This window comes from Serratia grimesii NBRC 13537 (assembly GCF_001590905.1).
GTDB lineage: Bacteria > Pseudomonadota > Gammaproteobacteria > Enterobacterales > Enterobacteriaceae > Serratia > Serratia grimesii.
This window is the reverse complement of the sequence record NZ_BCTT01000001.1, coordinates 79,955-105,506: the sequence shown is the minus strand read 5'-3', so window position 1 is coordinate 105,506 and position 25,552 is coordinate 79,955. Positions and strand designations below refer to the sequence as shown.

At 52.9% G+C, this 25,552-nt stretch carries 27 protein-coding genes; 11 read left to right on the top strand and 16 right to left on the bottom strand.

Going from position 1 to position 25,552, the window contains the following annotated elements:
* Window positions 1–50: 50 nt before the first annotated feature.
* The 8 genes from SGR01S_RS00465 to SGR01S_RS00430 all read right to left on the bottom strand — a co-directional run bounded on the left by SGR01S_RS00465 (window position 51) and on the right by SGR01S_RS00430 (window position 8,086).
* On the bottom strand, window positions 51–998 hold the full coding sequence (locus SGR01S_RS00465; protein ID WP_037415043.1) for an oligopeptide/dipeptide ABC transporter ATP-binding protein: 948 nt from the start codon (window positions 996–998) through the stop codon (window positions 51–53).
* A complete protein-coding gene (locus SGR01S_RS00460; RefSeq protein WP_061806183.1) occupies window positions 988–1,992 on the bottom strand; it encodes an ABC transporter ATP-binding protein in 1,005 nt (334 codons plus the stop codon). The genes SGR01S_RS00465 and SGR01S_RS00460 overlap by 11 nt, the downstream gene beginning before the upstream one ends.
* The gene (ddpC, locus tag SGR01S_RS00455; protein ID WP_037415905.1) at window positions 1,992–2,879 is read right to left on the bottom strand and encodes a D,D-dipeptide ABC transporter permease; all 888 of its coding nucleotides are present in this window, start codon (window positions 2,877–2,879) and stop codon (window positions 1,992–1,994) included. The genes SGR01S_RS00460 and ddpC overlap by 1 nt, the downstream gene beginning before the upstream one ends.
* A gap of 5 nt (window positions 2,880–2,884) precedes the next feature.
* Window positions 2,885–3,901 (bottom strand): ABC transporter permease, encoded by a 1,017-nt coding sequence (locus SGR01S_RS00450; RefSeq protein ID WP_061806182.1) that lies wholly within the window; start codon window positions 3,899–3,901, stop codon window positions 2,885–2,887.
* A 48-nt stretch (window positions 3,902–3,949) separates the two neighbouring features.
* Entirely contained in the window at window positions 3,950–5,452 is a 1,503-nt protein-coding gene (locus SGR01S_RS00445) for an ABC transporter substrate-binding protein (RefSeq protein WP_227021854.1), read from the bottom strand.
* An 83-nt stretch (window positions 5,453–5,535) separates the two neighbouring features.
* Window positions 5,536–6,099: a D-alanyl-D-alanine dipeptidase gene (ddpX, locus tag SGR01S_RS00440; protein WP_061806180.1), complete on the bottom strand. Its 564-nt coding sequence runs from the start codon at window positions 6,097–6,099 to the stop codon at window positions 5,536–5,538.
* An 18-nt stretch (window positions 6,100–6,117) separates the two neighbouring features.
* Entirely contained in the window at window positions 6,118–6,990 is an 873-nt protein-coding gene (locus SGR01S_RS00435; RefSeq protein WP_061806179.1) for a MurR/RpiR family transcriptional regulator, read from the bottom strand.
* Window positions 6,991–7,237: 247 nt separating this feature from the next.
* Complete coding sequence (locus SGR01S_RS00430; protein ID WP_073963393.1) at window positions 7,238–8,086, bottom strand: GNAT family N-acetyltransferase; 849 nt, start codon at window positions 8,084–8,086, stop codon at window positions 7,238–7,240.
* Between the two features lie 227 nt (window positions 8,087–8,313).
* Between SGR01S_RS00430 and SGR01S_RS00425 the strand changes: the two genes are divergently transcribed.
* The 3 genes from SGR01S_RS00425 to SGR01S_RS00415 all read left to right on the top strand — a co-directional run bounded on the left by SGR01S_RS00425 (window position 8,314) and on the right by SGR01S_RS00415 (window position 11,672).
* A complete protein-coding gene (locus SGR01S_RS00425) occupies window positions 8,314–9,144 on the top strand; it encodes a mannosyl-3-phosphoglycerate phosphatase-related protein (protein ID WP_061806177.1) in 831 nt (276 codons plus the stop codon).
* Complete coding sequence (locus SGR01S_RS00420; RefSeq protein ID WP_061806176.1) at window positions 9,137–10,351, top strand: glycosyltransferase family protein; 1,215 nt, start codon at window positions 9,137–9,139, stop codon at window positions 10,349–10,351. The genes SGR01S_RS00425 and SGR01S_RS00420 overlap by 8 nt, the downstream gene beginning before the upstream one ends.
* 124 nt (window positions 10,352–10,475) lie before the next feature.
* Window positions 10,476–11,672 carry a multidrug efflux MFS transporter gene (locus SGR01S_RS00415; protein ID WP_061806175.1) on the top strand — a complete coding sequence of 399 codons (1,197 nt, stop codon included), beginning with the start codon at window positions 10,476–10,478 and terminating at the stop codon, window positions 11,670–11,672.
* A gap of 31 nt (window positions 11,673–11,703) precedes the next feature.
* Here the strand turns inward: SGR01S_RS00415 and SGR01S_RS00410 are convergent, their stop codons facing one another.
* The 4 genes from SGR01S_RS00410 to SGR01S_RS00395 all read right to left on the bottom strand — a co-directional run bounded on the left by SGR01S_RS00410 (window position 11,704) and on the right by SGR01S_RS00395 (window position 14,297).
* On the bottom strand, window positions 11,704–12,192 hold the full coding sequence (locus SGR01S_RS00410; RefSeq protein ID WP_061806174.1) for a nuclear transport factor 2 family protein: 489 nt from the start codon (window positions 12,190–12,192) through the stop codon (window positions 11,704–11,706).
* Window positions 12,193–12,202: 10 nt separating this feature from the next.
* A complete protein-coding gene (locus tag SGR01S_RS00405; RefSeq protein WP_037415903.1) occupies window positions 12,203–12,541 on the bottom strand; it encodes a MoaF-related domain-containing protein in 339 nt (112 codons plus the stop codon).
* A gap of 428 nt (window positions 12,542–12,969) precedes the next feature.
* Window positions 12,970–13,407 carry a VOC family protein gene (locus SGR01S_RS00400; protein WP_061806173.1) on the bottom strand — a complete coding sequence of 146 codons (438 nt, stop codon included), beginning with the start codon at window positions 13,405–13,407 and terminating at the stop codon, window positions 12,970–12,972.
* 20 nt (window positions 13,408–13,427) lie between these two features.
* Window positions 13,428–14,297: a helix-turn-helix domain-containing protein gene (locus tag SGR01S_RS00395; RefSeq protein WP_061806172.1), complete on the bottom strand. Its 870-nt coding sequence runs from the start codon at window positions 14,295–14,297 to the stop codon at window positions 13,428–13,430.
* Window positions 14,298–14,475: 178 nt separating this feature from the next.
* Here SGR01S_RS00395 and SGR01S_RS00390 point away from each other — a divergent pair, with 178 nt between their 5' ends.
* The 6 genes from SGR01S_RS00390 to SGR01S_RS00365 all read left to right on the top strand — a co-directional run bounded on the left by SGR01S_RS00390 (window position 14,476) and on the right by SGR01S_RS00365 (window position 21,213).
* Window positions 14,476–15,381, top strand: coding sequence for a DMT family transporter (locus SGR01S_RS00390; RefSeq protein WP_061806171.1), 906 nt, complete (start codon window positions 14,476–14,478; stop codon window positions 15,379–15,381).
* Between the two features lie 223 nt (window positions 15,382–15,604).
* Complete coding sequence (locus tag SGR01S_RS00385) at window positions 15,605–16,885, top strand: cytochrome c (RefSeq protein ID WP_061806170.1); 1,281 nt, start codon at window positions 15,605–15,607, stop codon at window positions 16,883–16,885.
* 11 nt (window positions 16,886–16,896) lie between these two features.
* Window positions 16,897–17,427 carry a sugar dehydrogenase complex small subunit gene (locus SGR01S_RS00380; RefSeq protein ID WP_061806169.1) on the top strand — a complete coding sequence of 177 codons (531 nt, stop codon included), beginning with the start codon at window positions 16,897–16,899 and terminating at the stop codon, window positions 17,425–17,427.
* Between the two features lie 21 nt (window positions 17,428–17,448).
* Window positions 17,449–19,053: a GMC family oxidoreductase gene (locus SGR01S_RS00375; protein WP_061806168.1), complete on the top strand. Its 1,605-nt coding sequence runs from the start codon at window positions 17,449–17,451 to the stop codon at window positions 19,051–19,053.
* A gap of 413 nt (window positions 19,054–19,466) precedes the next feature.
* Window positions 19,467–20,477, top strand: coding sequence for an alpha/beta fold hydrolase (locus SGR01S_RS00370; RefSeq protein WP_061806167.1), 1,011 nt, complete (start codon window positions 19,467–19,469; stop codon window positions 20,475–20,477).
* 76 nt (window positions 20,478–20,553) lie between these two features.
* Entirely contained in the window at window positions 20,554–21,213 is a 660-nt protein-coding gene (locus SGR01S_RS00365) for a dihydrofolate reductase family protein (protein WP_061806166.1), read from the top strand.
* Window positions 21,214–21,216: 3 nt separating this feature from the next.
* On the opposite strand, the gene SGR01S_RS00360 is transcribed toward SGR01S_RS00365, so the two are convergent.
* Window positions 21,217–21,936, bottom strand: a complete 720-nt coding sequence (locus tag SGR01S_RS00360; RefSeq protein ID WP_061806165.1) for a 2-phosphosulfolactate phosphatase — start codon at window positions 21,934–21,936, stop codon at window positions 21,217–21,219.
* A gap of 229 nt (window positions 21,937–22,165) precedes the next feature.
* Here SGR01S_RS00360 and SGR01S_RS00355 point away from each other — a divergent pair, with 229 nt between their 5' ends.
* Window positions 22,166–22,525 carry an AprI/Inh family metalloprotease inhibitor gene (locus tag SGR01S_RS00355; protein ID WP_061806164.1) on the top strand — a complete coding sequence of 120 codons (360 nt, stop codon included), beginning with the start codon at window positions 22,166–22,168 and terminating at the stop codon, window positions 22,523–22,525.
* A gap of 56 nt (window positions 22,526–22,581) precedes the next feature.
* Here SGR01S_RS00355 and SGR01S_RS00350 read toward each other — a convergent pair whose 3' ends face one another.
* Together SGR01S_RS00350 and SGR01S_RS00345 are read right to left on the bottom strand one after the other, a co-directional pair.
* Window positions 22,582–23,103: a chromate transporter gene (locus SGR01S_RS00350; RefSeq protein ID WP_037414968.1), complete on the bottom strand. Its 522-nt coding sequence runs from the start codon at window positions 23,101–23,103 to the stop codon at window positions 22,582–22,584.
* A complete protein-coding gene (locus SGR01S_RS00345; protein ID WP_061806163.1) occupies window positions 23,100–23,672 on the bottom strand; it encodes a chromate transporter in 573 nt (190 codons plus the stop codon). Before SGR01S_RS00345 ends, SGR01S_RS00350 begins: the two co-directional genes overlap by 4 nt.
* 99 nt (window positions 23,673–23,771) lie before the next feature.
* Here SGR01S_RS00345 and SGR01S_RS00340 point away from each other — a divergent pair, with 99 nt between their 5' ends.
* The gene (locus tag SGR01S_RS00340; RefSeq protein ID WP_061806162.1) at window positions 23,772–24,692 is read left to right on the top strand and encodes a LysR family transcriptional regulator; all 921 of its coding nucleotides are present in this window, start codon (window positions 23,772–23,774) and stop codon (window positions 24,690–24,692) included.
* On the opposite strand, the gene licT is transcribed toward SGR01S_RS00340, so the two are convergent.
* Entirely contained in the window at window positions 24,689–25,528 is an 840-nt protein-coding gene (licT, locus tag SGR01S_RS00335; RefSeq protein WP_061806255.1) for a BglG family transcription antiterminator LicT, read from the bottom strand. The genes SGR01S_RS00340 and licT overlap by 4 nt on opposite strands.
* Between the last annotated feature and the right edge of the window lie 24 nt (window positions 25,529–25,552).

The following is a 25,552-nucleotide window of genomic DNA, read 5'->3' as shown; positions in this document are numbered from 1 at the left end:
CCCAGATTTTAATAGGGGGCGCTGTGAATGGCATGGAACCACTATGCCCGTCATGTCACCTTATGGCAACGTACCGCCGATCCCCCCAGATTAATCCGTAAACTTTGCGGCAGTTGACACCCCTCACCGGCATACGGACATCGCTCGCGGAAGAAACAGCCTGGCGGTAATTGGCGATTACCCGGCAGCTCACCCTTGCGGTCTTCAATCGCGCTGTCACTCAGCGAACGGCCTGCTCGCGGGACCGAATCCAACAACAACCGTGTGTAGGGGTGCTGCGGTTGACGCAGTACCTGTGCGGTCGGCCCCAGTTCGACGATTTGCCCCAGATACATCACGGCCACACGATCACTCATGTGCTGAATCACCGAGACGTTGTGCGAAATCAGCACATAAGTCAGATTGCGTTCGCGCTGCAATTCCACCAGCAAATTGAGGATCTGCGCCTGTACCGAAATATCCAACGCAGAGGTCGGTTCATCCAGCACGATGATATCCGGCTGCGAAGACAGCGCTCGCGCAATGGAGATACGCTGGCGTTGCCCACCGGAAAATTCATGCGGCAATCGGTCAATCGCCTCCGGCCGCAGGCCTACCTGCTGTGCCAACTCCGCCGCCAGTGATCGCCGCTGTGCCACACTGTTATGCTGCTGCACGTAAACCGGCTCAGTGATTATGCGCCACACCGGCAGGCGTGGATCGAGCGATGACTGCGGATCCTGAAACACCATTTGCATACCGCTGCCAAACCAAGAACCCTCGTTGCGTGCACGCAGCAATTCGCCGCTACTCGGTTTTAACAATCCCATCAGCAACTGCGCTAAGGTACTTTTGCCACAGCCGGATTCACCGACGATACCCAGCGTTTCGCCACGCATGATATTGAGATCCAGCCCATTGAGTGCATGCACATACTCTTGCGGTTTGCCACGCCAGTTATAACTGGCAGGAAAACGCAGACGCACATCGCGCAACTCAAGTAGTGCTTCAACGTTCATTTCGCCCCTCCAAATCAATAGACTGCGGATGCCAACAGGCCACGTGCTGGGTGGGTTCAGACGTTAATGGCATCAACCGCGGTGTTTGCAGACACTGAGCGTCAGCATGACTACAGCGATTACTGAAGGCGCACCCAGTCGGCAGCGCACTAAGATTGGGCACCGTGCCAGGAATAGCGCGTAACAGACTGCGTGGTTCGGCACGTTCCGGCGCGGCTAACAACAATCCGATAGAGTACGGATGATGGGGGTTGTCTATCACCCTGGCCGTGGTACCACTTTCGATCACGTGTCCGGCATACATCACGTACACCCGGTCACACAGCTGCGATACCACGGCCATATCATGGGTGATAAACAGCACCGCCGTGCCGCTGGCACGCGCTTTCTGTTGCAGCAAACGCAGTACCTGCCGCTGTACCGTGACATCCAGTGCGGTCGTCGGTTCATCGGCGATGATCAGTTCCGGTTCGCAAGAGAACGCCATGGCGATCAACACTCGCTGGCGCATACCACCAGACAACTCAAACGGGTAGCGCTCCATCACCCGTTCCGCGTCGGCAATTTGCATCTCACGCAGCAGTTGGATCGCCTTGTTTCGTGCTGCTTGCGAAGATAACTGCTGATGCAGGCGGATCACTTCACACATTTGCCGCCCAATCTTGCGCGTTGGGTTTAGCGCACTCATCGGCTCCTGAAAAATCATCGACACCCGTGCGCCACGCAGTTGGCGCATTTGCTGTTCACTGGCGTTAAGCACGTCAGTGCCCAACATTTCCAGCGAGCCGCCGGTAACGCTGTAGCCGTCCTCAGCCAACAGACGCAACGTCATCATCGCCGTCACCGACTTGCCGGAACCAGACTCACCGACCACGCCAACAATTTCGCCAGCCTTCACCTGCAGCGACACACGGTTAAGCGCTTTGATACTGCCGCCGTAAACCGGGAATTCCAGTTGCAACTCATCAATAGATAAAACGGTAGCTTCACTCATCAACGCCCCCGGGTTTTAGGATCCAGCAGGTCACGCAGACCATCGCCGAAGAGATTGAACCCCGTGGCGGTGATCAGGATCGCCGTCCCGGGGAACGCCGAATACCACCATTGGTCGAGTACATAGTTCCGGCCATTGGCCACCATCGCGCCCCACTCGGCGGTTGGCTGCTGCGCACCCAGGCCGATGAAGCCCAGTGTGGCCGCCATCAGAATCGCGGTGCCAATATCCAATGATGCCTGCACCACCAGCGGTGGCATCACATTACGCAGTACGTGCCAACTGATCAGGTGCCAGCGTGAGGCGCCAAAGGTACGTGCCGCTTGCATATAGGCCTGATGGCGAAGCGTCAATGTCTGCCCGCGCGCCAACCGGACGTAGAATGGGATGCGCACCACGGCAATCGCCAGCATGGCGTTGAACAGACTGGGACCCAGCGCCGCCGCCAATGCCATGGTCAGCACCAACGAGGGCACTGACAACATGATGTCCATGCAACGCATGATTAGCGCATCCACCGTGCCCCCCATCACACCAGAAAAACAGCCCAGCAATGAACCAATACCGCCCGCCAGCACTACAACCGCCAACCCGGCGGCCACAGACTGCCGACTGCCAACCAGCACCCGACTGAACAGATCGCGGCCTACCTCATCGGTACCGAACCAGTGTTCTGCTGAAGGCGGTAATAACCGTGCAGTGAGATCGATAGCGTCTGGGTTATGCGGTGCCAGCCACGGCGAAAACAGCATCAGAAACAGTACAGCAATCATGATGGCCGCCCCCAACAGCGTTAGCGGACTGCGACGTACCCGGTACCAGGCACGACGCAGGCTGACAAAACGCAACGGCACTTCCGCCACGGGCGGTTGTTCGATTTGAGTCATCGTCATTATCCCTCGCGCCCCATTCGCGGGTCGATCCACAGATAGAGCAGATCGACGATCAAATTGACCATTACATAGGCAAAGGACACCACAACGGCAAAGCCCATCACCGCAGGGAAGTCCAATGCCTGAATGGAGTCCACGACGTAAGCCCCCATACCTGGCCAGGCAAATACCGTTTCAGTCAGCACCGCGCCGTACAACAAGTCTCCCAGCGCCAGCCCTAACACCGTTACCGAAGGGATCAACGCATTCGGCAAAGCATGGCCCAGCACCACCCGCCAGTGTGAGAGGCCATTGGCACGCGCGGTACGGATGTAGTCTTCCCCCAACTGTTCAAGCATTGCCGAGCGGATTTGCCGCGCCACCACGCCGAGGTGTACGAACGCCAAGGTCAGTGCTGGCAAAATCAGATGTCTCAGACTGTTCCAAAACGCTTCGCCATTGCCGGTCAGCAATGAATCAAGCAGATAAAAGCCGGTGATATGCGTGGGTGGGTCTAGCCAGTCGTCCAGCCTGCCGCCGCCGGGCAACAGATTGAGTTGGCCGTAAAATAAAATGATTACCCCTAGCCCCAACCAGAAAGCCGGGGTAGATATGCCGGTCACCGACATTAGCCGTACCAAATGGTCGGGCCATTTATTACGGTAAACTGCCGACACCACGCCGAGCGGAACCCCCAACGCGATCGCCAGCAGCAACGCGCAAAAAGCCAACTCTAATGTAGCGGGAAAGAAGGCACGTAAATCCTCTAATACCGGCCGCCCGGTGCGGATAGATGTCCCCAGATCGCCATGCAGCAGATCCAGCACATAGCGGCCAAATTGCACATATAACGGCTGATCTAGCCCGAGTTGCTGGCGAATGTGCTGGACGATTTCCTCACTGGCCCGATCACCGGCCAACAGCCGTGCCGGATCGCCGGGAATCAAGTGTGAGATGGTAAAGGTGATCACGCACACCCCGAACATCACCAGCACCAGTCCCCAGCAACGCTGACGGATAAGGCTCCAAACGTTCATAGCGATTTCCCATGGTGCATGGGCAGCCAAACGGCTGCCCGAAGAATATTACTTGCTCATCTGCCCAACGTTGAATACCTGCTCCAGCATTGGGTTATATACAAAGCCCTTAACTTCTTTGTTCATCGCTACCTGATAGTTTTTCTGGAACAAATAGACATAAGCCGCCTGGTCAATAACGATTTTCTGCGCCGCCTGATAATCAGCAGTACGTATCTGTTGATCGGACACCGATACCGCTTTCTTCAACAGTGCATCGACCTGCGGATCGCTGTAGAACGAACGGTTTCCGGGTAGCCCTTTCTTGTCGGACTCGAACCAGTAGTTCATGAACATGTAGGGGTCGGCAAAGTCTGGGCTCCAGTTGCCTATCGCGATATCGTAATTACCCTGACCGATGCGATCACGCATGGTGGCGTTCGCCAATTTCTCTAGCTTGACGTTGATGCCCACTGTCGCCAGGCTGGCTTGTACCGAAAGCGCAATCGCCTCCCAGTTAGGATCGCTGACCGAATACAAGAAGTTAAGCGACGCGGGTTTATCCTTCACCGCCGCCAGCGCTGCTTTGGCCTTGTCTGCATCTTGGCTGTACTGTTGCGCGGTAGCATCGTAGCCCCACATACCTTCCGGGATCGGGCCACGCATTTGTTTGCCGTTACCGCCGAGAATCCCCTTCACCATGCCCTGATAATCCACCGCGTAAGAGATGGCACGGCGCAGATCCACCTGATTCAGCGGTGCTTTGCCGTTGTTGAGATATAAATACGTCACCCGCAATGACGGATATTCGTTTACCGCTACCTTATTTTCGCTCTTCAACGCAGTGAGCTGATCGATCGGCAGTGATTCGGCAATATCCAGATCGCCGCGTGTCAGTTGCAAACGACGGGTGGCACTTTCACCGATAATTTTGACCGTCACACGCTTAAACGCCGGTTTGGCTCCGTTGTAATGAGGGTTCGGCACCAATACCAGTTGTTGTCCCTTCTGCCAGCGATCTAGCTTGTACGGGCCGGAACCTGCACTGTGATTCGATAACCAGGCTTTACCTTCATCGGCCGGATTAGCCTTGGCAATGGCCGGGTTAACAATACCGGCCCCGTCGTTGGCTAAGGTGTACAGGAATGGCGCAAACGGAGTTTTCAGGGTGAACCGCACGGTTAGCGGATCCACCGCCGTAACCTGCAAGTCTTTCGGGAAGGCTTCGGACGGCCCCTGACCAATCTTCATCAGGCGCTCAAACGACCATTTCACAGCATCGGCATTGACATCCGAACCGTCATCAAACTTGTTGCCCGGTTTAAGTTTAAAGGTCCAGACGAGTTGATCGTCTGAAGCCGTCCAGCTTTCTGCCAGTTCGCCTTCAACCTGAGTCGAGCCTTTACCGCCCTCGGTTTTGTACTGCACCAGCCGTTGGTAAGCTGGGTAAGTTACCGTCCAATCGTTGTTATCAATCGTCACCGCCGGATCCAGCGTTTGCGGGTCGGCCGCCTTGCCAATCACCAGCATGTCTTTAGGTACCGCTGCCTGCGCCTGGCCCATGACTACCATGCCCAACGTCACTGCAGCCGCCAGAGCGGCGTATTTGATCTTATTCATAAACAAAGCTCCTGATGCGTTGAATGTGTGTTGTTTTAGTCGTAAGAAAAACAGCCGAATTGATCGGCCAGCAGCGGGTAATCACCGGCGTTAGGCAGTTCAAAATGCCACCATTCACTGGCAATGCCGCGAAAACCTCCGGCGGCCATCACCGCATTCAGCAGCAGCCGATTGCGTTGCACCTCCGGAGAGAAGTCAGGGTAGAACGGGTGAGAACGTTCGCTCATCTCATCAAATCCAGTGCCCATATCCAGCGCTACACCGTTGGTGTCCAGCAACGTCACATCGATCGCAACACCGCGGCTGTGATGTGAACCGGTTTGTGTGCTGGTGACATACTGTGGATCGGGACATGCCAGCCACAACAGTGCCTGCGCCTGCTGCGGTCGATAAGCATCAAACACTTGTAGAGAAAAACCGGCCAGACGTGTAGCCAATAAGCAGCGCCGTAACCCCTTCACTGCATCAGGATGCAGCAAGCAGCGGCTTTCACGGTAGATCGCCCGACCGGTCAGGTTATCCGTGGTGGCGTATTTAAGATCAATCGGCAAGTCGGGGAATGTGGCTGCCAGATCGATTAACGTTACATTGTCACTCATTGCATTTTCCCATAGCGATTAAGATTCAAATTGCCCCAATTCTTTTTGCAGGATGCGGTTATTCGCCAGTCGTTGTTCTACCGCCGCCCCCCCTTGTTCCAGCACGGAGGACAGCAGCAGGTTGAACAAGCAGCTCAGCGGTGCCAATGAATCCCAAAATTGGCCGGTGTCAGTCTTCACCTGCAACAGGTCAATGGGATAATCTCGTGCCCAGGGGCAGTAAATATCGGTAATCAGTGCCAGCCGCAGCCCACGCGCGCAGGCCGCCTGACAGTATTTCTGAGCGATAGTTGAATAGGCACGGGTATCGGTCAGCACCAGATACGGTGAATTGAATTCTGAATTGAGTGACTCTACGTAGGTACCAGACAGTCCATCGGCGTAGTAAACCTTGGGCCGCAGGTATTCCAGATGGCTGTAGAAGGCGTTGGCAATGCCACGTGTGGACTGAATACCGACCACAAACACCGCTTCCGCCTGCGCCAACTGTCGACTGACCAAGGCAAAAGCATCACCACCGGCTAATTGATACACATGCTCGATCGCTTCAAGCTCCAGCGTTAGCGACTGGCGCAGTTTTTGCGGCTGTGACTGTTCGCGTCGTTGGCGATAAGCGCCCAGGCGATCGGTCACACCCCAAGGTTGATACAGCGCCGTACCCTGTTCACGCAGCGTGCGTTTAAAATCGTCAAGATTGCGGTAACCCAGACTGCGTAGATAGCGTCCGACTGAAATGCCGCTGGTGGCTGTGCTGCGAGCGATACTGTCGGCGGTTTCAAACGGCACCTGTGCCAAATTGGCCAGCAGATATCCGGCAATACGTTTTCCGGTCGGGGTCTGTACTGCAAAGGACGCTTCGATTTGTGCGATTACATCTGGATGCTCTGCCATAGTTCGCCCGCTGTTGTTGAGTTGTCATCACGCCACCCTTTGTTACTAAGATAACAAAGACTGATGATGACAATGCATGGCCTGTGCCAATTGCGAACAGCTGGGGAATAATTCTCGCGCGGCGGCGTACAGCGGTGCAGGAACAGCAGCGCCAACGGTTACAACATAGTCATCAGTTGATAACTATTGCACAACATTTGGGCAATGCATCTGGCAATGCACTGCCATGAACCACTGATTTTCAATTTTATGACAGCGCTTGCGAAACCAATGCAAACGTCTGTGCAAAATCGTAATTCGGTCTATAAGACTCGCCTCTGACCATGATGGTGGGTGTATCAATACAGGGCAACCCCCGCCCAACCAACCATTCGCTAAGACCACTGTCCAGCGGTGTATCCACCCGCACGAACTGGCCGCTGCAAGGCTGACACAAAGCATCAATCAGGGCTATGGCCCCCGCAAGTTCAGGTGCAACGACGGGGCCGATCATACTGCCATAACCAAAACGACGCCGCAGGGCAAACCCCACCACAATACCTTGTCGTTCCAGCACCAACGCTTGATCTGCACTTGCCAACAATGCGGCCAACAGCGGCTGACGTTGCATACCACTGGCGGAAAAGTCCAATGCACTCAATACGGGAATATCTTGCGGTAATGCGGGACGCAGGCTTAACCCCTTAGGCAATGGCGCGGTGTTACGCGCAGGTAACGCCCGGTATTGGTGTTGCGCCAAGGGGCCCTTATCGACAAACCCCAACTGCCGATACAGCGGTTTCCCTTGGTCGCTTGCCACCAGTTGAAGCTGATAGTCGCCCAACGGGGCCATCAATCTCTGCATCATCGCCCTGGCAATGCCTTTCCCGCGATGCTGCTCAGCCACAATCACCAATCCTAGCGTGCCACGATACTCGCCCCACAGCCAACGCAGAGCACAACCGACCAGCACGCCGTCAGCCTCAGCGATAACCCCAGCCCCCAATGACCACGACTGCTGCCAATCTTCAAGCCGATGAGGCCACTGTACTTTTTGCGACAGTGAATAGGCTGGTACCACATCGGCCGCCCCCATTTCTCGCAGCTTAAATGTCATGCCCCGCATCTCCTGATCAACGTTGTTTCCTTGCTATAGCACCATGACAGCATAACCGCCGGCAATCGGCAAACTTGCACCACCGGTGAGAAGCCGTTAGGGTTAACTGTGACTCGCATCACAATTCCAGGGTCCTTACGGCGAAGATATCGCTGTCGACTTCCCGGTTAATAACAAAGTAATCCGCCTATTTATCAGTGAATTGTGCACGATAGAATGGAGATGAAATGCTAAAGCTGAGTCCCAACCTGTTAATTTTTACCGATCTGGACGGCTCACTGCTGGACCATCACAGCTACCGTTGGCAACCGGCACAACCCTGGCTTGATCGTCTGGCACGAGCTCAGACACCACTGATCATTACCACCAGTAAAACCGCGGCCGAAGTCTGCACGTTGCAACAGCAACTGGGGCTGAGTCACTGGCCCTTTATCGCTGAAAACGGCGCGCAGATTGTTTTCCCCGAAGGCTGGCACAATGATCCCGACTACCCGTCGAAAACCCTGGGTATGGATTACACCCACCTGACGACAACATTGCACGAACTGCGCCGCCAGACGGGGTTTGCCTTTCTGGGGTTTGCTGACGTGGATGACGCGACGGTAGCGCAATGGACTGGATTGACACTGGCGCAAGCACATCAGGCACGACAGCGTACGGGCTCCGAACCCTTGCGCTGGGAAGGCACTGCCCAACAGCTAGAATGCTTGCGCAGGTTGCTGGAACAGCATGATTTACACCTGACTCAGGGCGGGCGCTTTTATCACGTAATGAGCAAACAGATCAGCAAAGGCAATGCCGCTCGCTGGCTGGCAGCACGCTTTCCATTAAGCCAAGGTTTCCCACTAATTACCCTCAGTCTGGGCGATGGCCCCAATGATCTCTCGTTGCTGTACGCCAGCAATCTGGCGGTATTGATTCGCGGCCAACAAGCCAAACCACTCGACTTGCCGGGCGACTTCGCCGGTCGTCTGTACCGCACACGGCAACAAGGCCCACACGGGTGGCGCGAAGGGTTGGACTATTTTCTGCTAAACGGGAGTGCCCACCATGAGTGAATTTTACCAAGACGGCATCATCACCAACTTCCATAACCTCGCCCAGCGTGAATTGGCCGAGCTGGAATACGAGTTGCAGGTATTTTCCGGGCGCAACACCATGGGGCTGATTTTACCTTCGCTCTATTCCGAGCTTGAAGGTCCTGCTCTGGACAAGATTGTCGATATACTGGCGCAAGTGCCCTATCTGGAAGAGATCGTGATTGGCCTGGATCGTGCCAACCATCAGCAGTTTTTACATGCCAAAAATTTCTTTTCGCGCCTGCCACAACGCCATCGCATTTTGTGGAATGACGGACCGCGTCTAACGGCAATTGCCGAGCAGCTTAGTGCTGAAGGTCTGGCGCCCAACGAACCGGGTAAAGGCCGCAATGTATGGTTCTGCGTCGGCTACACCCTGGCATCGCGTCGTAGCAGTTGCGTAGCACTGCATGATTGCGACATCATCACCTACGATCGGCGCATGTTGGCACGTTTGCTGTACCCCGTAGCCAATCTGCAGTTCCATTACGATTTCTGCAAAGGCTATTACGCCCGGGTGGCTGGCGGTAAGCTTAATGGCCGTGTGGGCCGTCTGCTGGTGTTTCCATTGCTGAAATCGCTACAAAAAGTCTACGGCAACTCGGATTTTCTCGATTATCTGCGCAGCTATCGTTACCCGCTTTCCGGCGAATTCGCCATGCGCACCCATATCCTCAACAACCTGCGTATTCCCAGCGATTGGGGTCTGGAGATCGGCGTATTATCAGAAATCCACCGCAATACTGCCACCAACCGCATCTGCCAGGTGGACATTGCCGACCATTACGACCACAAACATCAACCCATGTCAGAGGATGATCCACATACTGGCCTACAACGTATGGCGAATGACATTACCAAAGCGCTGTATCGCAAATTGGCGATACAGGGTGTGCCGATTACCAGCGATTCTTTCCGTGTACTGCGCGCCACGTATTATCGCACTGCGCTGGATATGATCGACGCCTTCGAACATGATGCAAAAATGAATGGATTGAGCTTCGATCGTCACAGCGAAGAATCGGCGGTCGAACTGTTTTCCCGCGTGATTTCACAGGCGGGCCACGCCTTTAGCGAAAATCCCGGCGATAAGCCTTTTGTACCGAGTTGGAACCGTGTGCAGTCCGCCTTCCCTGATATTTTGCAGCGACTTTACGACGCCGTAGAGCAAGATAACCAGCCGTAAATCTCCCCGCCGCCCGGCGGGTTTTACTTTTGCTCACTTATTTCACCCGGCACGGTCTGATAACTGGTGTTATTATTATTCTGCTCAATAATTCCCTCCTAATTCAAAGTGGTACGACAAGCTGATGGAAGCGTGGAAACTCAATCTGATTTCGGTCTGGCTCGGTTGTTTCTTTACCGGGCTGGCAATGAGCCAAATCCTCCCTTTTCTCCCGCTGTATGTCGAACAGCTCGGTATTAGCGGCCATCAATCTCTGAGTATTTGGTCCGGTCTGGTATTCAGTGGCACTTTTTTAGTATCTGCATTGGTATCGCCGCTGTGGGGCAGCCTGGCGGACCGCAAAGGCCGTAAACTGATGTTGCTGCGTGCGTCCCTGGGTATGGCGATCGTGATTGCGCTGCAAGGCTTGGTCACTAATGTTTATCAACTCTTTGCATTACGGGCGTTAATGGGCCTAACCTCCGGCTATATCCCCAACGCAATGGCATTGGTCGCCTCGCAGGTGCCACGTGATAAAAGCGGCTGGGCTTTAGGCACCTTATCTACCGGCCCGGTGACCGGGGTGATCGTTGGCCCACTATTAGGGGGCCTAATGGCCGACCATCTGGGCTTACGCGTGGTGTTTTTTGTCACTGCCGGGCTGATGTTTGTCAGTTTCCTGATTACCCTGTTCCTGATAAAAGAACATCGCATCGAAGTCAAAAAAGCCGATCGGCTGAGCGGCAAGGCGGTATTCCAGTCGCTGCCCTATCCAACGCTGATCGTTACGCTGTTTGTCAGCACGCTGATGATCCAATTAGCCAACTCGTCCATTAGCCCAATCCTGACACTTTTTATCAAGGAATTATCCGGTGATAGCAGCAACATTGCTTTCATTAGCGGCATGATTGCCGCCGTTCCCGGCATTGCGGCTTTGATTTCCGCTCCGCGCCTCGGCCGGCTGGGCGATCGTATCGGCACCTCACGTATTTTGTTAGCAGCGCTGGGGTTAACAACGGTGTTGTTCGCGATCATGGCCTGGGTAGAAACGCCACTCCAACTGGGGATCTTAAGGTTTATGCTGGGGTTTGCTGATGGTGCCTTGATGCCTGCCGTACAGACACTGCTGCTGAAGTATTCGTCCGATCAAGTCACTGGCCGTATCTTTGGTTATAACCAGTCATTTATGTACCTGGGTAATGTGGTCGGCCCGCTGATAGGTTCAGGTGTTTCGGCACTGATGGGTTTCCGCTGGGTATTCGCCGTAACGGCAGTGCTGGTGTTGATCAACTGCCTGCAGGTTCGCAGTCAGTTTAAAAAAGTCGAGGGTGACCCGGCGTGATTAATAGGGCCGCAGCAGCGGCCCTGTTGCACTAGAACATGGTATTGTCGTTAGCCGATTTTTCAGGCACTTCCTGATTGACGTCCCAATGCTCGGTAATTTTTCCCTGATCATTTACACGATAAATATCTACGCTGGCAGTCCCACGATCCTGCGGGTTGTTTTTATACAACACGTGGACGAAAACCAAATCACCGCTGACCGCACTGCGGTATATTTTTGCACTGAACTGCGGGTTATCTTTAAAATTTTGGCTGAAGAAGTCCAGGAACGGTTTAATACCGTCGCCGACAAACGGATTATGCTGTTTGTAGTTTTCTACAATCAACCGTTGTGCCACGCTGATGTCATGCTGATTAAAGAAACCGGCATACAGATCTTCAACGACCTTTAATTTCTTCTGGCTGTGCAGATGATTTTTCCCAGTTCGCTTTTGTGGCGCATTGTTTTCAACGGCAAGAACAGGATAACTGGCCAGCATACTGCCGACGATAAGTAACGGAATAAATGCCTTTTTCATTACTGCTCCTTTATTTTCCTGAATGACCCACAATCTTTAACTGCCCTTTCAAATGGGTAAATGTACCGTCTTTACTGGCAATGTTGGTGTAGACCTCACCACGCTCGAAATCTTCAACATGGGTGACATTATCGCCAGACTTAGGCTCGCTCCAGTACACCATATACACCCGTGGGCGTATCTCGACCGCCGTATACTGCACGGTGTCGGTCACCCCCTGAGATGCGGCTCCGATGCCAGTAAAGGTCATGGTTTTGTCATCAGTAAAGTCCAACGTGAAGGCAAACTCACCGAAAGTGACCTGTACGATTTTCCCCACGGCAATAAAGTTCGAATTATTCTTTTGCACCCTAGCATCCTTATTAGATGTGGTGATATTTCCCGCCATTGCCACCGGTAATATCATTGTCATCCCCAAGGATATTACTGCTGCAATCCCTGCCATCCGTAATTTTCTCATCGTTCCCTCTTCCCTTTTATGGTTGAAAACAAGAATCATTATTGTTTCAGTATAGAAGAGGAAATATAAGAATTGTCTCTATTTCATTTTGAGATAAAAGTAACCATTAACTTGCTACGTTAATTTGGCTTCAATGAACAGGAAATAACGATCCATGAGTGTTGATTTTATCTTAATAACAGGAGTTACTTTCGTTAATTGGGGATATAGTTCGGATATAGGAAGTGTTTAAATTCGTTTTTTTATAAGCTAATAATAAAGTGTTCTTAAAAAGAAAATATCCCTCTCCAGCGGAAAGGGAATGTAATAAGCAGCGATTAATCCCGCAACCAAGGAGTATAAGTCACGCCGATCAACAAGCCTTCCGGGCTGAGTAAACGGGTCACACGTTGGCCCCACGGCTCTTCACGGTTGGCAACCAACAGGCGATAGCCGCGATCTTTCAGCCCTTGCGTCGCCACCGCCATATCGGCAACATCAAACTCCATCCAGGCCTGTGGCACCGGCAAGTCTGCCGGCCATTGATCATTGCCGAAACACGATTGTGCAGCTTGCGCCAGCGGCCAAAGCGCAAAGTGTTTCACCCCTGCCAGTGCACCATGTTCGGTTAACAGATAGTCGGCATTGCCTTCCATTGGTTTAAGGGGCAATCCCAGTGCTTCAACATACAATGCTTTGCTGCTATCCGTCTGCTGAGTAATAGGCCCGAATCCAGCGATAAATAACACACCCAGTCCTGCGAACTGCTGTTCCATGTTCTCTCCTGTTGGGGGTATCAACGCCCCCGGCGCATTTGTGTTGGGGAAAATCCGTAGGCCGCTTTGAAGCGATTGCTGAAGTGGCTGGACGAACTAAAACCGCACTCCAACGCAATCTGCGTCAGTGACAGTACGCTGTGGCACAGCAACCTTTCTGCCTGTTGCAGCCGCGCACGCATCACGAACTGGTGCGGCGCCAAACCAGTATCATGTTTAAACATACGGGCGAAGTGGAATTCACTCAGCCCGGCCTCCGCCGCCAAATCGGCCAACAGCAACGGTTGGTCAAGATGTTGCTCAATATACGCTTTCACCCGCTTGGCGACGGCAGGTGCCAACCCACCTCGCACCTGCGGCAACGTCCAGTGCAGTTGGCTGTAGCGCTGCACCAAATGCGACATCAAGAGGGTTGTCGCGCTGCTGAGCACCAGCTGATTGGCATTCTCCTGCCAGTTGCAGTTGAGAAGAAACTGGCGGAACAGCAGCGTAATCTTTGGATCTTCACCAAACGCACGCTGATCGAGATTAATCGTGGCTGGGCTACGATCCCAGGTTTGCTCCACCACCTGACGCAGGTGCTGATCGGTGCAGTAAAGGTGTACGAAAGATAAATCGCTGCGCACATCCCAGGTGGACTCGTACTGGCGCGGCATAATACAGAAGCGGTCTGGCCCTCCGCCATTTTTCCAACCACCGGGCACTTTCTGATAACACTCATACCCATCTGCAACATACAGACTCAAAGTGTGGTGATCGGCACTTTCCTGAGTAATGCGATCGTTACAGTTGGACCAGGCCGCAATTTCCACACCGGACCCCAGTTGCACACTGTTGTGCAACCGCGCGTTATGTTCCCGCAGTGTTTCAAACGCTTTGTACCTGGACATCACCTAACCCCGCTTTCTTCAATGTTTCCAGTGTAGTGAGTGGTGCCGTGCCACACCAGACGCTGGCCCACGCTTTTGCCAAAAAAAGCGCAAGAATATGCAATTGCGCGCAATGCGCTGAAAGCGCGATAACGTGCCACGACGGATACTGACCCGGTCTATTTTGTCGGAGTCTATTATGAACGCGCTGTTGTACCTTGCCGTGGTACTGATTTGGGGTACCACCTGGATTGCCATTACCTTACAGCAGGCAGGGCCGGTGGCCATTCCTGTTTCCATCAGTTATCGCTTTGTGGTCGCCGCCATAACGATGTTTGTCATTCTGTTATTCATGCGACGCTTGCGCCGTATTGCCCCACGAGACCATTTGTTTTGCATCCTGCAAGGCTGCTGCGTGTTCGGGTTTAATTTTTACTGCTTCTACCATGCTGCAGCCTATATCAGCAGTGGTTTGGAATCGGTGATTTTTTCAATGGCAGTCCTGTTCAATGCCGTTAACGGCATGATTTTCTTTCGCCAACGCCCTAGCCCAAACCTGTTACCGGCGGCAGTCCTGGGCTTAACCGGCATCGTCGCCCTGTTCTGGCAAGATCTGGCAGCCACGCAAATGGCACCAGAGCTGTTGAAAGGCATTGGGCTGAGCGCACTCGGTACCTACGGTTTTTCTCTGGGGAATATGATCAGTGCTCGCCACCAGCGGCGCGGGCTGGATATTCTCTCCACCAATACCTATGCGATGAGCTACGGCGCAGTTCTGATGGCATTGATCGCCCTGTCTCAGGGAGCATCGTTCCAGATTGAATTCAACACTCGCTATATCGGCTCATTGCTGTATCTGGCAATTTTTGGCTCAGTGATTGCCTTTGCAGCCTACTTCAGTCTGCTGGGCCGTATTGGTGCCGGAGCAGCAGCCTACAGTACACTGTTGTTCCCGCTGGTCGCGTTGAGCATTTCAACACTCTACGAGGGGTATCAATGGCACCTGAATGCGGTGGTTGGTCTGTGCCTGATACTGCTGGGTAATCTGGTAATGTTCGCCAAACCCAGCATGTTGAGTGCGTTATGGCGTCATAGGACCGTTTAAGTATCAAGCGCCTTCCTGTAAGGCGCTTGCCCAAACATCAACAATTCCCCATGTGAATTTTTGGCCCCTCGATATAACCCACAAAGAATTAACAATTAATGCGGCACGCCAGAAGTAAGCGTTGACAGTCGTAACGACAAATCAATACAGTTAATACTAAACCGTTACAGTATTGTGGTTTAGTTAAGCCACTTATATCAACTTGTTGGTTTGGAATATGAAAATGAGCAATAAAAACACTCATTTAGGCATAAAGATCTGTGCCGGCGTCACCGTCGCCGTAATATCTTTATCCTCTTCATTGAGTTACGCTGAAATTGTCGATACAGGCAATGATACTCCACAGGAAAAAGGCCGTTATTTAGCCGTTGCCTCTGACTGTGTTGCTTGCCATACGGCCTCCGGCGGCAAGCCATTTAGCGGAGGTCTGGCAATGCCTCTGCCGATGGGGAATATCTACTCAACCAACATCACCCCAGATAAAACCTTCGGTATTGGCACGTATTCACTGAATGATTTTAAGAAGGTGTTGCGCGAGGGGATTAAACCCGACGGTTCAAATCTCTATCCTGCCATGCCGTTCCCGTCTTATACCAAACTGACCGATGAAGACATTGCCAATCTGTATGCTTATTTTATGCATGGGGTAGAACCTGTTAATCAACCAAATAAAACGCCCGATTTCCCATGGCCACTTACCATACGCTGGCCACTGATAGCCTGGAACACCCTGTTTCTCGATAAAGGCGCTTATCACTATAAACCTGATAAAAGCACAGAGTGGAACCGTGGTGCTTATTTGGTGCAGGGTGCGGCGCACTGTGGCTCTTGCCACACGCCACGTGGGCTGGGTATGCAAGAAAAAGCTTATGACGAAAGCCAGGATGGTTTTCTATCCGGTGCGAAAATTGGCGGCTGGGAAGCCTTTAACATCACCAGCGACAAAGCCTCTGGCATCGGTAACTGGTCGCAGCGAGACGTCGTGCAATATCTAAAAACAGGCAATGTCCCGTTTAAAGCCCAGGCGGCCGGTTCTATGGCAGAAGCCGTCACACACAGTTTCAGCAAAATGAAAGATGCAGACCTATCTGCTATTGCATTGTATTTGAAGGACATAAAAGCCGTTAGCGATGAGCAGAGCAGACCACGCTCCTTCAAGGTTCAAACAACACAGCAAAACGTAATGCCGGGGGCCAAGATCTACCTGAATAATTGTGCCAGCTGTCATGGCAGAGACGGTGCAGGAACCGCCGACGGCTATTATCCGTCCATGGTCGGCAACAGCGTGGTCGGCGCGACAGACGCCAACAATCTGCTTCAGGTCATCTTGCACGGAGCCGAAGTCAACAATGGCAAGGACCACTACTTTATGCCCGCGTTTGCTGACCAATTAAGCAATGAACAAGTGGCACAACTGGCCGAATATCTGGTGCAAAGCTTCGGTGGGCACCCGCTTACGGTGACTTCTGATCAGGTTAAAAAGCTCCGTGGAACCAGCAATTAGGATGTCGTGTCATGAAAAACGAGCGCAAAAGTAAATCCAGCTATGGTTTATCCCGACGGCATTTGCTGAAAAGCACCGCCATCGTCGGGGCCGCCTTGCTGTCGTTCAATACGGCATCAGCCCCACTCACGTCGATTGAGGATAAACCTTCAGCGGGTACTTTTTTTAAACTGGCCCAGCAGTTGACCAACAGACCGGAACTCGATCCGGCATTTGCGACCGCCATGTATTCAACCATGGCCTCCCACACGGACCACTTTAGCGTCAGGCTGGCGGCATTAGAAAAAAGGCTGGCGGCAAACGGTGCGCAGGACGTGCAATCCTTTATCTCCGCACTGCCCAATGAGGATGAAGATCGGATATTCGCGCTGCTTATCATAGAAAGTTTTTATACCGGTAATGTTGGTCGTGGACGCCAAGCCGTCGTCGTGAGTTACGAAAAGGCCTTGATGTTCCAACAAACCCTTGATGTCACCGTCATCCCAACCTATATCCGCGCCCGACCTAATTACTGGGTTGCTACGCCAAATTTAGATAATTAAAGATCAATAGTGAGTAAAACTATGTCCATTGAATATGATTGCGACATTATCGTCGTGGGTGCCGGTATTCTGGGCGGCGCGATCGCCAATAGCCTTGCCAAACAGCAGCGGTCAGTGATCATTTTAGAGGCAGGCCCGCGCGTTAAGCGCTCGGAAATCCTGGAGGCATTCCGCCAGTACGGCAATAAGTCGGACTATAACGGCCCTTACCCGGACGTCCCTTGGGCGCCTAAGTCCTCCACGGGAAAATATTCTGACGATTACATTGAGAGCGTCGGTGCTATCACTCAAAAACCGGCTTTCCTACGTTTAGTAGGCGGCACGACCTGGCATTGGGGCGGCGCAACCTGGCGCAATTTGCCCAGCGATTTCAAATTGAAAACGCTGTACGGCCATGGCCGCGACTGGCCGATTGATTACGATATGCTGGAGCCCTGGTATCAGCGGGCTGAAGAAGAAATTGGGGTCAGTGGCTCGGATACCGACGACCAGCGAGGACAAGGGAAAACGCCCTATCCTCCGCGATCCAAGCCTTACCCCATGGCAATGCAACCTTGGACCTATCTCACTCGCCAAGTGGCGGAAAAGGTATCAACCGTAAACCATCACTTTGTTGACGAGCCGAATGCACGCGCGACGACGCCATACCAAGGGCGGCCCATTTGTGCAGGTAATAACAACTGCGCACCTATCTGCCCAATTGGAGCACAGTTCTCTGGAGATAAACCTGTCGTATGGGCCGAACAGCACGGCGCCAAACTGTTAGTGAATGCAGTGGTTTACCGTATCGAAAAAGGGCCGGATAACAAGATCACCGCCATCCATTATAAAAACCCACAAGGGGAAAGAACGCGTCTCACTGCACGTTATTTCGTCCTGGCGGCACATGGGGTGGAAATACCGAAGCTGATGTTGATGTCAGACATCGGTAATTCGTCTGATCAGGTCGGCCGTAACATGATGGGCCACACCGGTCGTGCTATCTCGATGCTGGCAAAAGATCCCGTTTGGGCTGGTCGGGGGCCTACCCAACAAGGCAGTATCAACACCTGGCGCGACACGCCACTCCGGCACCAACATGCGGCGATTCGACATTTCCTCGATAACACCGTTCCTAATGAGTTGATCACCCAACACTTGCTGGATCAGGGTATTGTTGGCCCGACGCTCGATCGTTTGATTCGACACAATTCCGCGCGCTATTTGAAGATTGCATCGTATGTTGAAGTATTACCCGACCCGGCAAACCGGGTTACCTTAAGCAATCGGCGGGATGCACTCGATCTGCCCACCCCACGTATCAACTATGATATTGCCCATGAATACACCATGAACGCCATGGCCAGATTGTATAAAGACTATGACCAGTTCAAAAACCTATTCGCCGCGACTGAAGTGCTGAATGATATCCACGCCTGGGTGCCCAGTTCCCATATTATGGGCACCACCATCATGGGGAGTGATCCACGAGACTCGGTGGTCAATCACGAATGCCGCTCTTTCGATCATGCCAACCTCTTTATTACCAGCACCAGCGTCCACCCCAGCTCCACCGTAGTGAACCCAACTCTGACCGGGTATGCGATGGCTCTGCGCGTTGCCGATATTATTAATAAAGAGATTTAATAACGTATGCCCCCGAATGCTGGACAACCGTCTGAATTCGGGGGGCAGTTTCAGTTCAACAGATACGAAATGGCACAAGTAAAAGCGTTGTTTGGTGCAGTTACTTACCTAGTCATGTCGGTGCACTCTAGTGCACCAGTTAACTTTAATTAAGCAAAATCGACACATTAAAAGCTGGCATGTTTTCTTTCATCTCTCTTTTAGAGGCCTTGTTTCCCATTTCGCTCGGCACTCCCCTTTGTCGCCAAAACTCGTCATGACTTCTGCGCCAAAGGCTGGCTATAGTGGTTCCGGTTTACTGAAACCCGTCGCCAGTGCACTGGCGGTTATCGCGAACATCCCCTTTTCATCCTAAAGACCAGCACCTTAGGGGCTATACTCAGACTCTGCCGATTTTTCATAAGGACATCAGGATGCTGAGATTCTCTCATCGTTGGCTGTTATCAGCGGCCCTTATTACATTCGCAACGACCGCGACAGCCGCAGAAACACCAAAATATGGCCAAGAGCTTCAGGGCTTTCACTACCCGTACCCATTGCAACAATTTAGCTTCACCTCTCAGGGACAAACTTTACGCATGGGCTATATGGATGTGCCGCCAGAAGGCGACGCCAACGGTCGCACGGCGGTGCTGATGCATGGCAAAAATTTCTGTGCAGCTACCTGGCAGGAGAGCATTAAGGCATTGAGCAAAGCCGGTTACCGAGTGATTGCCCCGGATCAAATCGGCTTTTGCAGTTCGACCAAACCGCAACATTATCAATACAGCTTTCAGCAGTTGGCACAAAATACTCACGCGTTGCTCAATAACCTGAAAATCAGTAAAGCGGTGATTATCGGCCACTCCACCGGTGGCATGCTGGCGACGCGTTATAGCCTGATGTATCCGCAGGCAGTTGAACGTCTGGTAATGGTAAATCCAATTGGGTTGGAAGACTGGAAAGCTAAAGGCGTGCCGTGGCGCAGCGTCGATCAGTGGTTCGAACGCGAGCTGAGAACCTCTGCGGCCGGGATTCGACAATATGAGTTGAAGACTTACTATGTGGGCCGCTGGAAACCAGAGTATGACCGCTGGGTCGATATGTTGGCCGGATTGAACAATGGGCCAGGCCATCGCGTGGTCGCCTGGAACTCGGCACTGATTTACGACATGATCTTCACCCAACCTGTGTACTACGAGTTTAAAGATCTGCAAACGCCGACCACATTGATGATTGGTACCGCCGATACCACCGCCATCGGCAGTGACATCGCGCCACCAGCGATTAAAGCCATCCTTGGCAAATACAACGTACTGGGCAAGCAGGTGGCGAAGCTGATTCCGCACGCCAACCTGATCGAATTCCCCGGATTGGGTCATGCACCTCAGATGGAGGAGCCGGCACAATTTAACAGTGCGCTGATTAAGGCATTACAACGCTAAGCATCCGCAAGCTGGATCTGTCGTCCACGCCTGCCTAAACTTTGCGCTACAGACAGCAATAGAAGCGGAGACGACCATGCGACAGATTATTGTTGGCGCGTTTATCAGCCTCGACGGTGTGATGCAGGCCCCTGGCGGCCCACAAGAAGATACGACGGGTGGCTTTCAGTTTGGTGGTTGGACAGTACCTTATTGGGATGACAGCATTGCCGCAGCAATGGGTGATACCTTCTCTCAGCCGTTTGATTTGCTGCTGGGTCGTAAAACATATGACATTTTCGCCGCACACTGGCCACGTATCGAAACCGATCCCAACGCAGAGGGTTTTGAACAGATCAACGCAGAGATTGCCAACACCTTCAATCGGGCGACCAAATATGTGGCTACCCACCACGGTGAGACGCTGACATGGGAAAACAGCCAATGGTTGAGTCAGAATGTCGCCGCACGCCTGCGAGAGATCAAAGCCGGTCAAGGACCGACTCTGGTGGTGCAAGGCAGCACCGAGTTAATCCAACTGTTGTTGGCGGAGGATTTGGTGGACGAACTGCGTCTACTGACCTACCCACTGGTGCTCGGCGACGGTAAACGTCTGTTCGGTAATGGCGCATCACCGGCCGCCTTTAAACTGGTTAAATCCGTTATCTCACCCAGTGGGGTGATCATCGCGCACTATCAGCGCGCCGGTAACATCACCACGGGTTCTTTCGCGTTGGAAGCCAGCGAGGCTAAGTAACGGCTAGACATAAACAAAGTGATCGTTCTGCAACCGGCAAGCCTTATCATCTGTATCTATTGCCAGACAGAGGTCAACATCAGCGGTAAACCCACGTTCAACCAATTCGCAGGTTGAGCTGCACTGACGCAATACATCCATCGTCAACGCCCGGAAGGTCGCTCCCGCGGCCTGTGCTTCCGGCGATAAATTTCTCTTTGCCAAGTGAGAAATAATCCCTCCCGCCGCAACCCAATCCTCCAGTGCCGGCCGCAAGCGGCCATCCGGCCATTTTTCGCCACAAGGGACCACCAGAATATGTTGAAATGGCGCACAAGCGATGGCCGTCGCTTCAAGATTACGTAAACAACCGCAAAACACGGCCGCCCCTGAATCTCTTGCTTTAAAAGCCAACGCCGAACCATTAGGCGAAGGAAGCACCAGTTTAGTCTGCGGGGGGATATTTACCAGCGAAGCCGGTGACAAAGAATAGCCTTCACCTTCAAAGCGGCGAGTAGTACTGGCTGTGATAGCACCTAACCTGTCACCGTACTCCGTTGCCGTGGCATCTTTCCATGGGTAAGGATAAACCGTTGCCCCGCGCGCGGCTGCAACACTCACACAGCTTGAAAATGACATTACATCAACGATGATGACACAGTCAGCATCACCTGCCATGTGCTCGATGGCGTTTTCTCCCCATTCAAGACGGGTATCGAACTCAAATTGCGAGAAATAACGCATCGACGGCTCCTAAACGGAAAGAAAGGGCCAAATGGCCCTAATTCTGGTAGCGATAAGACTGATGAGAGTATCAGACAAACAAAATAAACGAGGATCAAAATCCCTTACCCTTCACTCACCCATTACCGGGGATCGTGCTATGGTATTAACGGATTTTAGTAAGGAGTGGCCGATGCCGAGATTTATCTCTTTACGCGCATTACGGCGCGTTGCCCTGACAGGAGTTGTTATGAGCCTTATGTTAAGCAACAGTACTTTTGCCAGCTCACTGCCTCTGCTGGCCCCCTCGGCACTGAAGGGACATTGGCAACTGATCGACGCTGAGGACAAAGCCGCCACCTGCAACGTTGAACTTAGTGATGAACCCATTGAAGGCACTAACGCCTATCGCTTCACTGCCTCCGCGCAATGCCTGCACCCACTGGCACTTAAAGAATTGCCGGTCGCCTGGCGCCCAACACCGGACGGCATGACACTGACCAATGCCGATGGCAGCATGGTCGCGTTTCTGGCGCTGACCGCGCCAAAACACTATGAAGTGATGAATCACACTGGCAAAGCTCGTTTTACGCTAACACCTCGCCCATAGTCACTGAGTTGTTTACGTGGCGGCAGTGTGACTATTCTGCCGCCTAAGCCCTTTCATTACGCGACTAACAATCCCATTAACGCCCCGCCCGCCAACACCCACAGCGGATGAATACGTTTGCTCATGCTCAACACCGTTGCCAATAGAATAATCACCGCCAACGGCCAACTGGGCGCTGACGCCTCAGCAATCAACACTCCGCTCGCCGCCACCAACCCAACGGTAACCGGCACTAATCCACTCTGCACGCGGCGCCGCCAAGGTTTATCCTTAAAGCGACGCCAGGCGCCCATCACCAGCAACGTGACTATCGACGATGGGCCGAATTTGGCAACGGATGACACCAACAGCCCGGCCCAACCGGCCACATGCCAGCCAATCAGCGGCACGATCATCATATTCGGTCCCGGCGCGGCCTGCGCCATAGCAAACAGTGCACTGAATTCTTGCGCGCTCATCCATTGATGAACCTCCACCACCTGACGCTGCATTTCCGGCAAAATAGTCATACCACCACCGAACGCCAACAGTGACAATTCAGTGAAGATAATCGCCAGCGAAATCAAAACACCGATCATGATGGGCTCCTCCACCACATCAGCAGAATACTCAGCGGCGCCAGCACCAACATGGTCGGGAGTAACGGCAGACGCAGCCAGGCGATGGCAATCAGACTGAGTGCGACAATCCCCAGCGCCAACCATTTACCGCGTAACGGTAACAGCATTTTGATTCCAGTAGACAGCAATAAACCCGCCGCTGCCGCTGCCAATCCGGCAAAGACATGTTGCACATGAGCATCATTCTGGAACCGGGCGTAAACCATACCCAGACCGACCACTATCGCCGTCGGCGCACTGATCAGCCCCAGCAATGCGCAGAAAGCACCACGCAGGCCGCGAAACTCCATCCCCACGGCCACCGAAAGGTTGATCACATTGCCCCCAGGCAAAAACTGGCACAATCCCAGCAGCTCGGTGAACTGTTCGCCACTCAGCCAACGCCGATCTTCCACCAGCATATTGCGCGCGAGCGGCAATACACCACCAAAGCCAATCAGCCCAAGCATCAGAAAACCCAAGAACAACTCACCATTGCCTGGCGGGGTCGCAAGTTGATCGTTTTTTACCGCATCAGATTCAGACATTGTCCGTTCCACATTGCTTATTGTGATGACTGGTATGATGCGCGCCGCCATGCCATGATGTCTAATGCATTTCGGAAGCAATAAGGATACCTATAAGGTATGGCTATGATCGAACTTCGCCGCTTGCGGGCGTTCGTTACTGTGGTAGAAGAAGGTAATATCACCCGTGCTGCCGAACGCTTATTTATTCAGCAACCACCGCTGACCCGGCTGTTGCAAGGATTAGAAGATGAGTTGGGGGTCAAACTGCTGCAACGCCTGCCACGCGGGGTACGCGTCACAGAGGCTGGCAGCGTGCTATTCAATGAGGCACGAGCCCTGTTGGCGCGTGCAGAACACTTGACCGAAGCAGTGCACCGCGCAGCTCGTGGTGAACAAGGGCATATTGCCATCGGCTTCACCAGTTCCGCCGCGCTGCATCCGTTTGTACCCAATCTGCTGCGCCGCTATCGTGAGATCCTGCCCGGTATTACCACCCAGTTGGAAGAGGCCGGCAGCGGAGAACTCCTGGACGCGTTGGTGGATGAGCGGCTTGACGTTGCCTTTGTGCGTTCGCCGGTGGGAGGCATTCCAGGACTAACGATTGAGCCGGTGTTACGTGAGTCCATGCTGGTCGCTTTGCCGGTCGGGCATCCATTGGCTGTCAACAGTGAGCAACCCCTGCCGCTGGAGGCACTAACCCACGAATCCTTTATCCTTTATCGACGACCTGCGGGCCAGGGTTTATACGACGCTATTCTGGCAGCCTGCCACCGCGCAGGGTTCAGCCCACGCGTCATTCAGGAAGCCCCGCGCCTGCCCGCAACCCTCAGTTTGGTCGGTGCCGGTTTGGGGCTATCCATCGTGCCTGCCTCGATGCGGCGTTTGGGGGGGGATGGCATTATCTATCGACCGATTAGCGATCGTGCCCAGTTGAGTGCGCCACTTTACCTGGCATTACGCAGCAATCGCGCCTCCGCCATCATCAAACGCTTTCGCGATCTGGTGACAGAGGCGGTCAGTGAGCAGCCGACTGACTAGTCTTGTGTGTCGGTAATACGCGTGAGGTGGATCACCAGGTACAGCAGTTCATCGTTCGACATCTCCATCTGCAGCAGATTCTTCACGTAATCGCGGATCAGTAACGCACCGCGATAAGCATGTGGATATTCTTTGGTTACCTGCTCAAAAATAAAGTCGTCTTTCGATACCACCTGTTGTCCTTCTACCATTCGCTGAATAAAAAACTGCATATGTACCAAAAAACGTGCGTAATTCAGTGAATCAGTGTCGATATTGATGCGAAAGTGATATTTGATGATGTTGAATATATCTTTCAACATCTTCACCGCCAGCAGCGTGTGCTCCATATTTTGCACATCGGTTTGACCATTAACCAAATGGAAAGCGATGTTACCCGCCTCTTCTTCCGGTAGCCTAATGTTCAGCCTCTGGTTGAGCAGTGCCAGCGCTTGCGCCGCTACCGCAAACTCCTGCGGGTAAAAACGCTTTACTTCAAATAACAGCCGGTTTTGGATCGCGATCCCTTTGTGATAGCGTTCAATAGCAAAGCTGATATGGTCCGCCAAGGTGAAGAAAATCTGCTCATTAATCCGTCCGTTGAGCTGTCGATTGGCCTCTGCGAGGATCATCTGCACAATCTCAATATGCTCTTCCGGCGTCGTTTCTATCAATCGCAGATAATCTCGACCCTTTTGGCCATTTTGCACCACATACACTTTTTCGATCGCGTCAGGATCGAGAATGTCACCCACTTTGCTGTTAAAGCCTATACCCTTGCCCATAACGATAACTTCATTGTTATCGCCATCCGTCGATAGCACCAGGCTATTATTGAGTACCTTAATGACTTTCATCGTCGCGGCCATCACCCTTTATTT

What these genes read in the sequence shown, in the direction of transcription:
- SGR01S_RS00465 (WP_037415043.1), bottom strand. Translation starts at nt 998, where the DNA reads ATGAACGTTGAAGCACTACTTGAGTTGCGCGATGTGCGTCTGCGTTTT.
- SGR01S_RS00460 (WP_061806183.1), bottom strand. Translation starts at nt 1,992, where the DNA reads ATGAGTGAAGCTACCGTTTTATCTATTGATGAGTTGCAACTGGAATTC.
- ddpC (WP_037415905.1), bottom strand. Translation starts at nt 2,879, where the DNA reads ATGACTCAAATCGAACAACCGCCCGTGGCGGAAGTGCCGTTGCGTTTT.
- SGR01S_RS00450 (WP_061806182.1), bottom strand. Translation starts at nt 3,901, where the DNA reads ATGAACGTTTGGAGCCTTATCCGTCAGCGTTGCTGGGGACTGGTGCTG.
- SGR01S_RS00445 (WP_227021854.1), bottom strand. Translation starts at nt 5,452, where the DNA reads ATGGTAGTCATGGGCCAGGCGCAGGCAGCGGTACCTAAAGACATGCTG.
- ddpX (WP_061806180.1), bottom strand. Translation starts at nt 6,099, where the DNA reads ATGAGTGACAATGTAACGTTAATCGATCTGGCAGCCACATTCCCCGAC.
- SGR01S_RS00435 (WP_061806179.1), bottom strand. Translation starts at nt 6,990, where the DNA reads ATGGCAGAGCATCCAGATGTAATCGCACAAATCGAAGCGTCCTTTGCA.
- SGR01S_RS00430 (WP_073963393.1), bottom strand. Translation starts at nt 8,086, where the DNA reads ATGACATTTAAGCTGCGAGAAATGGGGGCGGCCGATGTGGTACCAGCC.
- SGR01S_RS00425 (WP_061806177.1), top strand. Translation starts at nt 8,314, where the DNA reads ATGCTAAAGCTGAGTCCCAACCTGTTAATTTTTACCGATCTGGACGGC.
- SGR01S_RS00420 (WP_061806176.1), top strand. Translation starts at nt 9,137, where the DNA reads ATGAGTGAATTTTACCAAGACGGCATCATCACCAACTTCCATAACCTC.
- SGR01S_RS00415 (WP_061806175.1), top strand. Translation starts at nt 10,476, where the DNA reads ATGGAAGCGTGGAAACTCAATCTGATTTCGGTCTGGCTCGGTTGTTTC.
- SGR01S_RS00410 (WP_061806174.1), bottom strand. Translation starts at nt 12,192, where the DNA reads ATGAAAAAGGCATTTATTCCGTTACTTATCGTCGGCAGTATGCTGGCC.
- SGR01S_RS00400 (WP_061806173.1), bottom strand. Translation starts at nt 13,407, where the DNA reads ATGGAACAGCAGTTCGCAGGACTGGGTGTGTTATTTATCGCTGGATTC.
- SGR01S_RS00395 (WP_061806172.1), bottom strand. Translation starts at nt 14,297, where the DNA reads ATGTCCAGGTACAAAGCGTTTGAAACACTGCGGGAACATAACGCGCGG.
- SGR01S_RS00390 (WP_061806171.1), top strand. Translation starts at nt 14,476, where the DNA reads ATGAACGCGCTGTTGTACCTTGCCGTGGTACTGATTTGGGGTACCACC.
- SGR01S_RS00385 (WP_061806170.1), top strand. Translation starts at nt 15,605, where the DNA reads ATGAGCAATAAAAACACTCATTTAGGCATAAAGATCTGTGCCGGCGTC.
- SGR01S_RS00380 (WP_061806169.1), top strand. Translation starts at nt 16,897, where the DNA reads ATGAAAAACGAGCGCAAAAGTAAATCCAGCTATGGTTTATCCCGACGG.
- SGR01S_RS00375 (WP_061806168.1), top strand. Translation starts at nt 17,449, where the DNA reads ATGTCCATTGAATATGATTGCGACATTATCGTCGTGGGTGCCGGTATT.
- SGR01S_RS00370 (WP_061806167.1), top strand. Translation starts at nt 19,467, where the DNA reads ATGCTGAGATTCTCTCATCGTTGGCTGTTATCAGCGGCCCTTATTACA.
- SGR01S_RS00365 (WP_061806166.1), top strand. Translation starts at nt 20,554, where the DNA reads ATGCGACAGATTATTGTTGGCGCGTTTATCAGCCTCGACGGTGTGATG.
- SGR01S_RS00360 (WP_061806165.1), bottom strand. Translation starts at nt 21,936, where the DNA reads ATGCGTTATTTCTCGCAATTTGAGTTCGATACCCGTCTTGAATGGGGA.
- SGR01S_RS00355 (WP_061806164.1), top strand. Translation starts at nt 22,166, where the DNA reads ATGAGCCTTATGTTAAGCAACAGTACTTTTGCCAGCTCACTGCCTCTG.
- SGR01S_RS00350 (WP_037414968.1), bottom strand. Translation starts at nt 23,103, where the DNA reads ATGATCGGTGTTTTGATTTCGCTGGCGATTATCTTCACTGAATTGTCA.
- SGR01S_RS00345 (WP_061806163.1), bottom strand. Translation starts at nt 23,672, where the DNA reads ATGTCTGAATCTGATGCGGTAAAAAACGATCAACTTGCGACCCCGCCA.
- SGR01S_RS00340 (WP_061806162.1), top strand. Translation starts at nt 23,772, where the DNA reads ATGGCTATGATCGAACTTCGCCGCTTGCGGGCGTTCGTTACTGTGGTA.
- licT (WP_061806255.1), bottom strand. Translation starts at nt 25,528, where the DNA reads ATGAAAGTCATTAAGGTACTCAATAATAGCCTGGTGCTATCGACGGAT.